We start from the raw sequence: 14,128 nt of genomic DNA on the forward strand, positions 1-14,128 counted from the left end.
CCTCGGCGAGTTGGTTCTTGTTTTGTACGAGTAGCCCTTGCGGCGCACGAAGGCCCAGACGGTGCGGTAGTCGACCTTGAGCCCGCGCTCGGCCAGTTCCACCACCAGTCCGCGCAGTGTGAACGGCTCCGTTATCCGCTCCAGAAGCCACGCCTCATGCCCGCCTGCAATCTTGCGTGGCGGGTGGCCGCCTGTCCCTGCCGGAGCGCAACTCCCGGTCGCACGCAAACGCTGCGACCACTTCACAACACTGGACGGAGCCACATCCAGGGCCGCTGCGACCTGACGCACGCTCTCGCCCCCCAACAGCCGCGCCATTGCCCTCTCTCGAAGGTCCATTGAAAGTGCTCTACCCACTACTCGCCCTCCATCTTGTGGTCGGCAACAGTGAATCACCAAAATGCAGGCCTGTGAATCCTCTATCGATTCAGGCTGATTTCATCCCGCTCTAGCGCCGGCCGCAGCCACATGCCCAGAACGAAGCCGTTCATCTGATAGAACGCGATCTCTTCGTTCTCGAAGATCGGTGCCCATCCGAACCCGCCCCGATAGAACCGCGTCGAACGACCCAGATCGCGGATGCCGAGGGTTACGACCGAAATCTGCTGCTGCATGTCAGGCTCCATGATCCGTCCCTCTACCATCGCCGAAAAAGTGCCGTGAAATTTCAGGGATGGCGTTGGGCACGGACGCCATCCCCGCGCCAGTCATGGGAGCGCGTCGAGCAGCATCCTCAACGCATGATCACAGGCCGCCGCGCGCACGGCATCGCGGCCTATGGCGCCGAATTCCACCGTCTCTGCCGTGATGCCGCCGGGGGCCGCGACCGCAAAGCACACCCGTCCCTCGGGTTTGTGCTCCGACCCGCCCGGACCTGCGATTCCGGTGACCGCCACGGCGTGGCTGGCCCCGCACCCGCTTCGCGCCCCGTCCGCCATTTCGCGCGCGACCTCTTCAGAGACTGCGCCGGCACGGCCGAGGGTGTGGCGCGAGACGCCGAGCAGCGCAATCTTGGCGGCGTTGGAATAGGTGACGTACCCCCGGTCGAACACCGCCGAAGCGCCCGCAGGCCCGGTCATCGCGGCCGCGACCATGCCGCCCGTGCAACTCTCCGCGGTCGCGATCGTCGCACCCGCCGCCCGGGCGCGTTCCAGGATCCGCGCGGCGGGGGTCACACCACGAACCCGTGCGCCAAAGCCGCCAGGACAACCACGCCGACGGCCGCCATCAGCCCGGCGATCACATCGTCCAGCATCACACCCGTGGCGCTACCCATCCGGTCCGCCCAGCCCACGGGGCCGGGCTTCCAGATGTCGAAAAGGCGGAACAGCGCGAATGCCCCGGCCCACCCGGGCCAGAGAGCGGTCACGGAGACGTCCGCATACGCCGCCCCGAACGAAAGCGGCAACAGCGCCACCCACTGACCCGCGACCTCATCGATGACGATCCAGCCCGGATCCTTCACGCCCGCGCGCGCCGTTTCCACCGTGGTCGCCCAGTGGCCAAGCGCATAGGCCACGGCGATCCCGACGACGGCGAGCGCGGGGCCGCCCAGCACATGCAGCAGCCAGAACGCCGGCAGCGCCGCAAGGGAACCCCAGGTTCCGGGCGCGGGTCTCAACAGTCCCACGTAGAAGAATGTCGCCACGATCCGGCTCATTGCGACACCAGGCAAACCGCCGACATCGCGGCGATCCCCTCCTGCCGCCCGGCAAAGCCCAGCCCCTCGGACGTGGTCGCCTTGACCGAAATCCGCTCCGGCGAGATGCCGATGATCGCGGCGAGTTCCGCGGCCATGGTCCGCGCATGGGGACCGATCTTCGGCATCTCGCAGATCAGCGTCACGTCCACGTTCGACACCGCATAGCCGCGTGCGCGCGCCAGTTCTGCGGCATGGGTTAGGAAAACGCGCGACGCCGCCCCCTTCCACTGCGGATCGCTGGGCGGGAAATGGCGGCCGATGTCGCCTTCGGCCAGGGCGCCGTAGATCGCGTCCGTCACGGCGTGCATCCCCACATCGGCGTCGGAATGGCCCAGCAGGGCGCGGTCATGGGGCACCGCGATGCCGCAGAGGGTCACGCCGTTCCCGTGCGTGAATGCGTGCACGTCGAAGCCATTGCCCACGCGAATGTCCATCTCTGCCTCCAGGATCGCCTCGGCCCGGGCGAAGTCCTCCGCGCCGGTGATCTTCAGGTTCCTCTCATCGCCCTGGACGATGGAAACGTCCAGACCTGCCCCCAGCGCGACTGCCACATCGTCGAGCGCGCGGCCGGTATCGGCGCGGTGCGCCTCCAGGATCGGCTGGAACCGGAAGCCCTGGGGCGTCTGCGCGCGGAACAGTCCCTGCCGGTCCACGGAACCGGTCACCTCGCCGTCCCGCCCGGTCCAGAGCGCGTCCGTCACCGCGATGGCCGGCGCCGCACCGGGCGCGCCGTCCAGCGCGGCGATTACCCTGTCGATCAGGGCCCGCGGCACCAGCGGCCGCGCCACGTCGTGGATCAGGACCCGGTCGATGCCCTGGTCGACCAGGGCCTCCAGCCCGGCACGGACCGACGCGCCGCGCGTCGTGCCGCCCATGGCGACCGCCATGTCGCCGTGGGCCCGCCAGCCTGCGGCCAGCCCCATGTCGTCGGGATGCAGCACCAGCACGGTACGCGACACCGACGGATGGCTCCGGAACGCTTCGATGGCGCGGGCGGCCACGGTTCGGCCGCGCAGGTCGCGCCACTGCTTGGGCAGGCCGGCCCCGGCCCTGGTGCCGCGTCCTGCCGCGACGATGACTGCTGCGATCCGTGTGCTGCCACTCATGCTTTCTTTCCGATTAGGGTCCCGGCCATGGTTGCATAGAGTAACGCGCAGATCCGGGGGACCGGCACCGCCTCTCTTTTGGGCAATTCAAGAAAATTTACGGAAAATGCGGCTCTGATCATTGGCTCTTGTCGGTGGGGGGCGATACTTGACCGGGCAAACGCACATTGTTTCATCAGAACGGGCTGCCGTGCTTCCGATGTCCTCGCCCCTCGACCTGACCCCTCCCGTCGTGCTGGCCCCGATGGCCGGGATCACCGATCTGCCGTTCCGCAGCCTTGTGCAAGGGTTCGGCGCCGGTCTGGTGGTCAGCGAGATGGTGGCCAGTCAGGAGATGGTTCAGGGCAAGCCCGGCACGCGCGAGCGGGCGGCGCTGGGTCTGGGGCGGGCCGGCACCGCGGTGCAGATCGCGGGACGCGAGGCGCATTGGATGGCAGAGGCCGCGCGCCGGGTCGAAGGCGCCGGTGCGCGGATCATCGACATCAACATGGGTTGCCCGGCCAAGAAAGTCGTGAACGGGCTGTCGGGCTCGGCTCTGATGCGCGATCCGGACCATGCGCTCCGCCTCATCGAGGCGGTGGTGTCGGCGGTGTCGGTGCCGGTCACGCTGAAGATGCGGCTCGGCTGGGACGAAAGCGCCATGACCGCGCCGGACATCGCGCGCCGCGCAGAGGCGGCGGGGGTGCGCATGATCACGGTCCACGGCCGGACCCGGTGCCAGTTCTATACCGGCCGCGCCGACTGGGCAGCGATTCGGGCGGTGACCGAGGCCGTGGAGGTGCCGGTCGTGGCCAATGGCGACATCCGCTCGGCCGCCGACGCGCGCGCGGCGCTGGCGGATTCGGGCGCCGCGGGGGTGATGATCGGCCGCGGCATCCGGGGGCGGCCCTGGCTCATCGCCGGGATCGCGGCGGAGCTTTACGGAACGCCCGCCCCCGCGGTCCCCGGCCCGGCGGCGCTGGCGGATCTGGTGGTGGGGCATGTGGACGCGTCGTGCCGCTTTTACGGCCGCGCATTGGGCACGCGCGTGGTCCGAAAACACCTGGGATGGTACCTGGACCATGCCGCCCCGCAAACGCCGCTCAGGCGCATGATCCTCACCGCGGACGGACCTGAGGCCCTGGCCCGTCTGCTCCCCGATGCGCTGGCGCGGGAGGCGCGGGCGGCATGAGCTTTCCCGAAGGTCTCTGGGCGTCGCTACCGCTGCCCGCCTTTCTGGTCGATCCGAAGGACCGGATCGCCCAGGTGAACGCCGCGGCCGAGGATTTTCTGAACGTGTCCATGCGCTCCTTGGTGGGCGCGCCGCTCTTCGACCGGGTCTTCATCGATGCGCCGCTGGACGACGCGTTCCAGCGCGTGCGCGACAATCGCTCGCCCTTGTTCGTGAACACGGTCGATGTGGGATCCGGCACCCGCCCCCCCGAAAGCTGCAACATCCAGGTCGCCCCCATGGTCGGGATGCCCGGCCATCTGCTGCTGCTGGTGACCCCGCGCCAGCTGGCCGTGCGTCTGCAGAAGGCAGGGGCCGCACGTTCTTCCGCGCGCTCTGCCATCGGCATGGCCGAGATGCTGGGCCACGAGATCAAGAACCCGCTGGCCGGGATCACCGGGGCGGCCCAGCTGCTTTCCATGGGGCTGTCCCAGAGCGACCGGGAACTCACCGACCTCATCGTGATCGAGACCCGGCGGATCACCGCGCTGATCGACCAGGTGGAGCAGTTCGGCAACTTGCGCCCCCCCGCCTGCCGGGCCGTCAACGTCCACGATGTGCTCGACCACACCCGCAAGAGCGCGTCGCTGGGGTTCGCCGCGCAGATGCGCATGGTCGAGGACTATGACCCGTCTTTGCCGCCGGCCTGGATCGATGCCGACCAGATCCAGCAGGTCGTGATGAACCTGATGAAGAACGCGGCCGAGGCCGCCGGCCCCGCGGGCGGGACCCTCACGGTGCGTACCTTCTACGACCACTCGCTGCGCGTGCGTCGCCGCGACGGATCGGGATCATCGGTGCCGCTGCAGGTCGAGATCGTGGACGACGGGCCCGGCCTGCCGTCCGAGCTGATCGATTCGATCTTCGACCCGTTCGTGTCCGGGCGCGAGAACGGCACCGGCCTGGGCCTCGCGCTGGTCTCCAAGATCGTCAGCGAACACGGCGGGCTTGTCGGCGTCGAAAGCTATCCCGGACGCACCGCGTTCCGTATCTCGCTTCCCCTCGCACCGTATGCAGCAACCGAAGAGGACTGACATGGACGGCACCGTTCTCGTCGCCGACGACGACCGCACGATCCGAACCGTTCTGACCCAGGCACTGACCCGGGCCGGCTGCAAGGTCCACGCGACATCTTCGATGGTCACGCTCATGCGATGGGTCGATGAGGGCAAGGGCGATCTGGTAATCTCCGACGTCATCATGCCCGACGGCAACGGGCTGGAGGCGCTTCCGGAGATCGGGACCAAGCGGCCCGGTCTGCCGGTGATCGTGATCTCCGCGCAGAACACGATCATGACCGCGATCCAGGCCGCGGAAGCCGAAGCCTTCGACTACCTGCCCAAGCCGTTCGATCTGCCGGACCTCATGAAACGTGCGGCCCGCGCGCTCGATACGCCACCCAAGCCCCCCGCCGCACTCCGGCGCGAAGAGCTTCCTTCCGCGCAATCGGACCTGCCGCTGGTGGGACGGACGCCGGCCATGCAAGAGCTATACCGGCTGGTCGCGCGGATCATGAATACCGACCTGGCGGTGCTCGTCACCGGCGAATCCGGCACCGGCAAATCGCTGGTCGCCCGTGCGGTGCACGATTTCTCGGACCGCCGGACACTGCCCTTCGTTGTGGCCGGCGCCGGCGATCTGGCCAGCATAGAGGGCACGGCATCCATCCTGGCCCGCGCGAGGGGCGGCACGATCCTCTTCGATGAGGTGGGCGACCTGGACCAGGACGCGCAGGCCCGGATCGTGCGGCGTCTCGACACGCTGCCGGAAAACGCCCCCCGCATCATGGCCACCAGCCAGGCGGACCTTGCCGAACGCATGGAGGCGGGGCGGTTCCGCTCCGACCTGTTTTACCGGCTGTCCGGGGTGACGCTCGCCGTTCCGTCGCTGCGCGAACGGGTCGAGGACATCCCGCTTCTGGCCGAGCATTTCCTGCGCCGGGCAGAGCGTGACGGTGCCGCGCCGCGGGCCATCTCGGACGACGCGATGACGCTGGTGCGGCGCTATTCCTGGCCCGGCAACGTGCGGCAGTTGGAGAACACCGTGCGCCGTCTGATGATCACCGGCGGGGAAGGAGAAATCACCCGCCCGGAGGCGGAAGGCGTGCTGGGCAGCCAGCCGGCCATGGAGCCCCTGAAGGGCGGTGGCGACGGAGAGCGCCTCCAGGCCTCTGTCGCCCGGCATCTTCGGCGGTATTTCGACCTCCACGGCAGCGTGCTGCCGCCGCCGGGGCTCTATCAGCGCATCCTCAGGGAAATGGAGATCCCGCTGATCGAGATCGCCTTGGATGCCACAAGCGGGAATCAGGCGAAATGCGCCGATCTGCTGGGCATCAACCGGAACACGCTGAGAAAGAAGATCACCGATCTCGAAATTCACGTGACACGCCGCAGAAAATTGATGTAAAGCTGCAACAGAAGCGTGGCGCAGGGGCATCCAACGACCCCGACGAACGGTCACGCCCGAGCGGTACAGGCGTACACGGCGCGCCGTCATTTCTGGGGGTCCCCCATGGCGCATCCAAGGCGGATGCTGAGCTGGGAACGGCTGGCGCGTTTGCGTCGCCACAGGCGTGCGAAGACGGCGGCGACCATCGGGCTCGTCGTCCTGGGGCCCGTGCTGGCTTTTGCCACCTACGTCGTGCTGGGCCCGCTCGACGCCTCCAGCGTCGCCGTGTCGCTGCGCCTGGTGCTGCTTGCGGACCTCATCTACGTCATCTCGCTGGCGACGCTGGTGATGATGGCCCTTGCGCGGACCATCTCCGCCCGGCGCGCGCAATCCGCCGGCTCCCGGCTGCACCTGCGCCTGACGGGGGTCTTCGCCGTCATCGCCCTGGTGCCGACGATCACGGTGGCGATCTTCGGCGCGCTGACGGTGAATTTCGGGCTGGAGGGCTGGTTCTCGGATCGGGTTCGGGAGGTCGTTGGCGCGTCGCTCGACGCGGCCGTGGCCTACGAGGAGGAGCAGCGGCGCGATCTGTCCACCGATGCCGAAGCGCTGGCGCGGTTCCTGTCCGCCGCCAACGCCAACTCCTTCCTGCTGTCGGACGGCGAGATGCGCCAGCTTCTGGGGCAGGGACAGGCGCAGATCCAGCGCGGTCTGCGGGAAGCATTCGTCATCGACGGAGAGGGCGGGATCCGCGCCCGCGGAGAGGGGTCGTATCTGTTCGACTACGAGGCGCCGGACCCCGACGCCATCGGCCGCGCCCGCGACGGGGAAACCGTCATCATCGAGGACTGGGACATCAACGAGTTCCGCGCGCTGGTGGCGTTGGGCGGCATCGGGGACCGGTTCCTCTATGTCAGCCGCGACGTCGACGGAGAGCTTCTGGCGCTGCTGGACGACACCAAGGATTCCGCGCGGCTCTACAACCAGCTCGAACAGGATCGCGGGCGGCTGTTGTTCGAGTTCGCGCTGCTCTATCTGGGCTTCGCGCTGATCCTCGTCCTGGCTGCGATCTGGCTGGGCCTGTGGTTCGCCGAACGCCTTTCGCGCCCCGTGGGGCGGCTTGCGCAGGCTGCCGAACGGGTCGGTAAGGGGGATCTGGACGTGCGCGTTCCCGAAGAGGACGGCGACGACGAGATTTCGATGCTGGGGCGCCTGTTCAACCAGATGACCGGTCAGCTCAAGGTGCAGCGAGAGACGCTTCTGGACACGAACGCGCAGATCGACAGGCGCCGACGCCTTTTCGATTCGGTGCTGTCGTCGGTGACCGCCGGCGTCGTCGGGCTGGACGATGCCGGCCGCGTGACCTTCGTCAACCGCTCGGCCGAGCGGCTGCTGCGGCTCGAAGAGGGACAGGGACAGGCGGTGCACCTGACCGTGGCGGTGCCGGAATTCGGCCCGCTCTTCACCCGCATCGCCGAGGGGCGGGAGGAAACCGTGCAGGCAGAGGTGCGGGTGTCGCGCGGCGGGATCCTCGAAAGCCTGCTGGTGCGGGTGGCCAAGCGGCGCTCTGGCGACGGCGCGCTTGAGGGATACGTGGTGGCCTTCGACGACGTGAGCGACCTGGTCGCGGCCCAGCGGCTGGCCGCCTGGGGAGACGTCGCGCGCCGCATCGCCCATGAGATCAAGAACCCGCTGACGCCGATCCAGCTGTCCGCGGGACGGATCCAGCGCAAGTTCGGGCGCGAGGTGTCGGAGCCGGAGAAACTGGCGCAGATGACGGAAGTGATCGTCCGCCAGGCCGAGGGGCTGCGACGGATCGTCAACGAATTCAGCCAGTTCGCCCGCATGCCCGAACCGGAGCGGCGCCAGCAGGACCTCAAGGTGCTGGTCGAGAGTGCCGTCCTTCTCCAGCAGGCGGGCCAGGAGGCCGTGCGGATCGGCGCGACCCTGCCCGACGCTCCGGTGCCGGCCGATCTCGACGAGAACATGATCGGCCAGGCGCTGACCAATCTCATCAAGAACGCGGGCGAAGCGACGCAGAGCCTGATCGAGGCCGGCGCTCCCGAAGGCTACCAGCCGGAGATCCGGGTCAGCCTGATCCCCGGCGACGCCGAAATCGCGATCGTGATCGAGGATAACGGCATCGGTCTGCCGGAGGACCGATCGCGCCTGTTCGAGCCCTACGTGACCACACGTACGGAGGGCACCGGCCTGGGCCTGCCCATCGTTCACAAGATCATCGAAGAGCATGGCGGCACGCTGGTTCTGACCGACGCGCAGCCGTTCGCGCCGGGGGCCCATGCCGGGGCCCGGGCGGAGATCCGGCTTCCGGCGCTCGACGCACCGGCACCGGCACAATCAGAAACGACCAACAAGGAGGCGGAGAAGAAATGGGCGACATCCTGATCGTGGACGACGAGCGCGATATTCGCGAACTCATCGGGGATATCCTGGAAGACGAGGGCTATACCTGCCGCAGGGCATCGAACTCGACCGAATGCATGGCCGAGATCCAGTCCGACCCCCCCAGCCTGATGATCCTGGACATCTGGCTCAAGGACAGCGACATGGACGGGATCGACATCCTGAAGGTCGCGAAGCGCGACTATCCCGGCGTTCCGGTCATCATCATCTCCGGTCACGGCAACATCGAGATCGCGGTCGCCGCGATCAAGCAGGGCGCTTACGACTACATCGAGAAACCGTTCAACATCGACCAGCTGATGGTGGTGATCGGCCGCGCCATGGAGACCTCGCGCCTGCGCCGCGAGAATGTGGAGCTTCGGCGCCGCGATGTGGAGCCCCCGGAACTGATCGGGTCGTCGCCGGCGTTTCGCGCGCTCAAGGCGTCTCTCGACAAGGTCACGCGCTCCAACGGGCGGGTCATGCTGACCGGCCCCGCAGGCTGCGGCAAGGAACTGGCCGCGCGCTACATCCACGCCAATTCGGGCCGGGCGGAGCATCCGTTCGTCACCGTCGGCGCCGCCGCGATCGAGCCCGAGCGGATGGAAGAGGTGCTCTTCGGCCGCGAGAGCGCGGAGCGGGGGATCGAGCCGGGCCTGCTGGAACAGGCCGACCAGGGCGTTCTGTTCTTCGACGAGATCGCGGACATGCCGCTGGGCACCCAGTCGAAGATCCTGCGCGTGCTCGTGGATCAGGCCTTCACCCGCGTCGGCGGCACCGAAAGGATCAAGGTGGACACCCGCGTCATCTCCTCCAGCAATCGCGATCTCACGGTTCTGGCAGAGACCGGCGCCTTCCGCATAGAGCTGTTCCACCGCCTTGCCGTCGTCCCCATCGACGTGCCCGGCCTCGACGACCGCAGGGAAGACATCCCCGAGCTCGCCGCCTTCTTCCTGGGCCTCTTCAACCGCAGCCAGGGCCTTCCGGCGCGCGCGTTGTCGCAAGAGGCAGAGGCGATGCTGCAGACCATGGTGTGGCCGGGCAACGTCCGCCAGCTGAAGAACATGATGGAGCGCGTCCTGATCCTTGGCGACGGCAAGGAAGAGATCGCCGCCGCGGAACTGCCCGGCCCCGACGTCCAGCCGTCCGGCGACAACGGCCGTGTGGTGCTGTCCGGCAGCCTTGCCACGCTGCCCCTGCGGGAGGCCCGGGAACTCTTCGAGCGCGAATACCTGCTGACGCAGATCAACCGGTTCGGCGGCAACATCTCTCGCACGGCGAATTTCGTCGGGATGGAGCGCTCTGCCCTGCACCGCAAGCTGAAATCGTTGGGCGTGGTGACCACGTCCAAGCAGGGCGCGCGCGTGGCGCATCTGGACGAGCAGACCGTGGACTGATGCCCTATGCCGACCGCACCGCTACCGTGGGCGGACGGCGCATCGCCTATGTGGACGAGGGGCCACGCGATACGGTGCCCCTTGTCTGCCTCCATGGCGCCGGGTTCGATCATGCCGAACTCACCTGGCGGCTGACCGTGGCCGCCATGCGCGACACCCGCCGGGTGATCGTCCCGGACCTGCCCGGCTACGGGGAAAGCGAATCTCTGGCCGGCACCCCGGACCTTCCCGGGATGGGTCGCTGGGCGGTGGCGTTCCTCGACGCGCTGGGACTGGACCGGGTGGACATGGCGGGCGTTTCGATGGGCGGCGGCATGGCGCTCTGGGTGGCGATCCGCGCACCGCACCGGGTCCGGTGCCTGGTGCCCGTCTGTCCCTACGGGTTGATGCCGCGCGCCCGCTACCACGCCCTTGCCTATGCGGCGTTCCGCATGGGCATTCTCCCGGTCGCCTACCGTGCCGCGGCACTCTCTCCGCGCCTCGCCCGGTTCGGCCTGGCCATGAGCTACGGCGACCCCGCGCGCGTCAGCAAGAAAGCGGTGGCGGAACTGCGCCGCACCGCGCGCCAGCAGATGCACCGCCGCAGCCTCGACGCCTTTCTTTCCGCCGAGATGGACGCCGGCGGGCTGAAGTCCGACCTGACGCCCCAGCTTCACCGCATCACCGCGCCCACGCTGCTGGTGGCGGGCCGTGACGATCGCCTGGTGCCCGCGCACCTTGTTGCCCGTGCCCGCGAACGGATCCCCGACTGCCGCTATATCGCGCTGCCCACCGGCCACTGGCCCATGCGCGAAAGGCCCGATCTCTTCCATCCTGTCCTGCGCCGCTTCCTGGAGGCGGAGACGCCCCCCGCGGCGCAAACTTGATCCCCCCGTTGAGACGTGCCACACCCGGTCCATCCGCGTGGCGGCAAAGGTTTCCTCCATGAAAATCATCATCTGCGGTGCGGGGCAGGTCGGCTGGCAGATCGCGCGCCACCTGTCGGGCGAGCAGAACGACGTCACCGTCGTGGACAACAATCCCGACCTGGTGCGCCAGGCCACGGACACGCTGGATGTCCAGGGTATCGCGGGACACGCATCCTATCCCGATGTGCTCGACCGTGCTGGCGCGCGCGACGCCGACATGATCATCGCCGCGACCCATTCCGATGAGGTCAACATGGTGACCTGTCAGGTCGCCCATTCGGTCTTCGCGGTGCCGCGCAAGATCGCGCGGCTCCGGGCGCAATCCTACCTGGATGCGATCTATTCCGACCTCTACCGGCGCGACCACATGCCCATCGACGTGGTCATCAGCCCCGAAAGGGAAGTGGCCGAAGCCGCGTTGCGCCGCCTGTCCACGCCGGCCGCCTTCGACAACCAGACCTTCATGGGCGGCAAGGTGCAGCTTCTGGGTATCGGCCTGGACGAGGACTGCCCGGTTCTGAACACGCCGCTCAAGCAGCTGACCGATCTCTTCTCGACCCTTCGCAGCCTGGTGGTCGGCGTTCGGCGCGGTGGCGTGCTCTTCGCGCCGGAGCCGGGCGACCAGCTTTTCGCCGGCGACGAGATCTACGTGGTCAGCCACCGCGACGACACCGACCGCGCGCTCGACATCTTCGGCAAGGCCGTAAAGCGCCAGGAGCGGGTGGTGATCCTGGGCGGCGGCAATGTCGGTCTGGCCGTCGCCCGTGCGCTGGAGGCGTCGGAACTGCGGATCCGCGTCAAGATGATCGAGAAGAACCGCCGCTGCGCGGAGTTTGCCGCCGATGCGCTGGACCGGACCATCGTGTTGAACGGCGACGGCATGAGCCGGGAGCTTCTGGCCGAGGCGACGATCCACAAGGCGGATTCGGTGCTTTGCGTCACCGACGACGACAAGACCAACCTGCTGGCCGCAGTCCGCGCCAAGCAGGCCGGCTGCGGCATGGCGATCTGCCTGGTGAACGATCCGTCGCTCCAGACCCTGATGAAACCGCTGGCGATCGACGCGTTCATCAACCCGCGCGCCACGACGGTCAGCTCGATCCTGCGCCACATCCGTCACGGTCGGGTGCGCGGCGTCTATTCCATCGGCGATGCCGAGGCAGAGGTGATCGAGGCGCAGGTGCTCTCCACCTCTCCGATCTCAGGCCAGCTGATCCGGGAGATCGACTTTCCCGAGGGCGCGCTGGTCGGTGCGGTCGAAAAGAACGGCAAGGTCATCCGCCCAACGGGCGCCACCCGGATCGAGGAAGGCGATATCGTCGTCGTCTTCGCGCTTGCTGCCGACGTTCCGGCGGTACAGCGGCTCTTCCAGGTCTCCATCGACTTCTTCTGATGCGCGCCACGCTCAAGCGTCTGCCGTTCATCTTGATCCTGCAGGGGATCGGCGCCGCGGCCATGTTCCTGCCGGCCATCCACGCCTATCAGTTGCGCTACCTGCATACCGCGCGGTCGTTTTTCTACTCGGGCGCATTGTTTCTGGTGCTGTTCTGCCTTCTGGCCGTGGCGCTGGGGACGCGGGGCAGGGAGGGCACCGTGCGCGGCCAGCTTCTGGGGCTGGTGGCGGCCCTGGTGCTGCTGCCGCTGATGCTGGCGGTTCCGTTTCGCGAGTCCATCGGCGATGCGCGGCTGCTGAACTCCTGGTTCGAGATGGTCTCGTCCCTGACCACGACTGGCGCGTCGCTCTATTCCGAACGGCCCCTGTCGCCGACGCTGCATCTCTGGCGCGCCATGGTCGGCTGGATGGGGGGGCTGCTCTTCTGGGTTTCGGCCCTTGCGGTGCTGGCGCCCCTGAACCTCGGGGGGTTCGAGGTCATCGCCACGGACATCACCGCCGCGGGGCGCGCGGCTCTGCGCGAACGCCGCGCCGTACGTCCGGGAGAACGGCTCCGCCGCTACGCCGTGCGGCTGGCGCCCGTCTACGTCACGCTCACCGGCATCCTGTGGATCGCCCTGGTCCTGGTCGGAGAGACCGCGACCGACGGCGCGATCCTGGCGATGTCGACGCTCTCGACCTCTGGCATCGTGCCGTCGGGCTGGTCCGGCGACAGCATCGCGGCAGAGGCGATGATCTTCCTCTTTCTGGTGTTCGCCGTTTCGCGCCTGACGTTTCGCAACGACTTCATCACGCGGGAAAGAAATATCTTGTTGCATGACCCCGAGATCCGCCTGGCGGCCACGCTGGTGGTTCTGGTCCCCGCTTTTCTGTTCCTGCGCCACTTCATCGGCGCGATCGAGACCGAGGACCAGGAAAACATCGCGCGCGCCGCCCATGCCCTGTGGGGCGCGGTGTTCACCACTCTCTCGTTCCTGACGACCACCGGGTTCGTAAGCACCGCGTTCGAGCAGTCGCGCTACTGGTCCGGACTTGAAACGCCGGGAATCCTGCTGGTCGGGCTGAGCCTCATCGGTGGCGGTGTGGCGACCACTGCGGGCGGGGTCAAACTTCTCCGGATCTATGCGCTCTACACCCACGGCGCGCGGGAGATGGCGCGTCTCGTCCATCCCAACTCCGTCGGCGGCTCCGGCCGCGGCGGGCGGCGCCTGCGCCGGGAGGGGGCGTTCGTGGCCTGGATCTTCTTCATGCTCTTCGCGCTGACGGTGGCTCTGACGATGGCGGCGCTGGCGCTGATTGGCCTGAACTTCGAGGCCGCCACGATCCTGACGATCGCTGCCCTGTCGAATACCGGCCCGCTGGCGGCCGTGGGCGGAGAGCAGCCGATCGCCTACGCCGACCTCGGCGCCGCCGCGCGGGTGATCCTGGGTTACGTCATGGTCCTGGGGCGGCTTGAGGCCCTGGCGCTGATCGCGCTCTTCAATCGGGATTTCTGGCGCGGTTGACGTCCGGGAAAAAGCTATGGAAAGTTCTCCCCTTGCGATCCATACTCCTCCGGCGTCGGCCAAAGCCGGCGCGAAACAAAAATACGGCGACAAACGCGCCTGTTCAGGGACAAAGA

At 67.9% G+C, this 14,128-nt stretch carries 12 protein-coding genes and 1 pseudogene; 8 read left to right on the forward strand and 5 right to left on the reverse strand.

Translation table 11 applies throughout. The features are described from left to right. The 5 genes and pseudogenes from KW83_RS04090 to KW83_RS04110 form a co-directional block, all read right to left on the reverse strand. Window positions 1-318 (reverse strand): annotated as a pseudogene (locus tag KW83_RS04090) (IS630 family transposase); the annotation flags it as partial. A gap of 101 nt (window positions 319-419) precedes the next feature. Continuing rightward, window positions 420-614 (reverse strand): VOC family protein, encoded by a 195-nt coding sequence (locus tag KW83_RS04095; protein ID WP_036175933.1) that lies wholly within the window; start codon window positions 612-614, stop codon window positions 420-422. 93 nt (window positions 615-707) lie between these two features. Further along, complete coding sequence (locus tag KW83_RS04100; protein ID WP_036175083.1) at window positions 708-1,175, reverse strand: CinA family protein; 468 nt, start codon at window positions 1,173-1,175, stop codon at window positions 708-710. Continuing rightward, window positions 1,172-1,660: a phosphatidylglycerophosphatase A family protein gene (locus tag KW83_RS04105; RefSeq protein ID WP_036175085.1), complete on the reverse strand. Its 489-nt coding sequence runs from the start codon at window positions 1,658-1,660 to the stop codon at window positions 1,172-1,174. The genes KW83_RS04100 and KW83_RS04105 overlap by 4 nt, the downstream gene beginning before the upstream one ends. Further along, entirely contained in the window at window positions 1,657-2,808 is a 1,152-nt protein-coding gene (locus tag KW83_RS04110; protein WP_036175087.1) for a bifunctional 2-C-methyl-D-erythritol 4-phosphate cytidylyltransferase/2-C-methyl-D-erythritol 2,4-cyclodiphosphate synthase, read from the reverse strand. The genes KW83_RS04105 and KW83_RS04110 overlap by 4 nt, the downstream gene beginning before the upstream one ends. Before the next feature lie 199 nt (window positions 2,809-3,007). On the opposite strand from KW83_RS04110, the gene dusB reads away from it, so the two are divergent. From dusB to KW83_RS04150, 8 genes are all read left to right on the forward strand, one after another. Beyond that, on the forward strand, window positions 3,008-3,979 hold the full coding sequence (gene dusB, locus KW83_RS04115) for a tRNA dihydrouridine synthase DusB (RefSeq protein ID WP_036175936.1): 972 nt from the start codon (window positions 3,008-3,010) through the stop codon (window positions 3,977-3,979). Further along, window positions 3,976-5,052, forward strand: coding sequence for a two-component system sensor histidine kinase NtrB (locus KW83_RS04120; RefSeq protein WP_036175089.1), 1,077 nt, complete (start codon window positions 3,976-3,978; stop codon window positions 5,050-5,052). Before dusB ends, KW83_RS04120 begins: the two co-directional genes overlap by 4 nt. Window position 5,053: 1 nt before the next feature. Further along, the gene (locus KW83_RS04125) at window positions 5,054-6,424 is read left to right on the forward strand and encodes a sigma-54-dependent Fis family transcriptional regulator (RefSeq protein WP_036175091.1); all 1,371 of its coding nucleotides are present in this window, start codon (window positions 5,054-5,056) and stop codon (window positions 6,422-6,424) included. Between the two features lie 105 nt (window positions 6,425-6,529). Next, window positions 6,530-8,812 carry a sensor histidine kinase NtrY-like gene (locus tag KW83_RS04130; protein WP_081904458.1) on the forward strand — a complete coding sequence of 761 codons (2,283 nt, stop codon included), beginning with the start codon at window positions 6,530-6,532 and terminating at the stop codon, window positions 8,810-8,812. Beyond that, complete coding sequence (gene ntrX, locus KW83_RS04135; protein WP_036175094.1) at window positions 8,797-10,206, forward strand: nitrogen assimilation response regulator NtrX; 1,410 nt, start codon at window positions 8,797-8,799, stop codon at window positions 10,204-10,206. The genes KW83_RS04130 and ntrX overlap by 16 nt, the downstream gene beginning before the upstream one ends. After that, window positions 10,206-11,072: an alpha/beta fold hydrolase gene (locus KW83_RS04140; protein WP_036175097.1), complete on the forward strand. Its 867-nt coding sequence runs from the start codon at window positions 10,206-10,208 to the stop codon at window positions 11,070-11,072. Before ntrX ends, KW83_RS04140 begins: the two co-directional genes overlap by 1 nt. Beyond that, entirely contained in the window at window positions 11,020-12,507 is a 1,488-nt protein-coding gene (gene trkA, locus KW83_RS04145) for a Trk system potassium transporter TrkA (protein WP_407667840.1), read from the forward strand. The genes KW83_RS04140 and trkA overlap by 53 nt, the downstream gene beginning before the upstream one ends. Beyond that, window positions 12,507-14,012 (forward strand): potassium transporter TrkG, encoded by a 1,506-nt coding sequence (locus KW83_RS04150; RefSeq protein ID WP_036175102.1) that lies wholly within the window; start codon window positions 12,507-12,509, stop codon window positions 14,010-14,012. The genes trkA and KW83_RS04150 overlap by 1 nt, the downstream gene beginning before the upstream one ends. Window positions 14,013-14,128 lie beyond the last annotated feature (116 nt).

This window comes from Palleronia rufa (assembly GCF_000743715.1).
GTDB classification, from domain to species: domain Bacteria; phylum Pseudomonadota; class Alphaproteobacteria; order Rhodobacterales; family Rhodobacteraceae; genus Palleronia; species Palleronia rufa.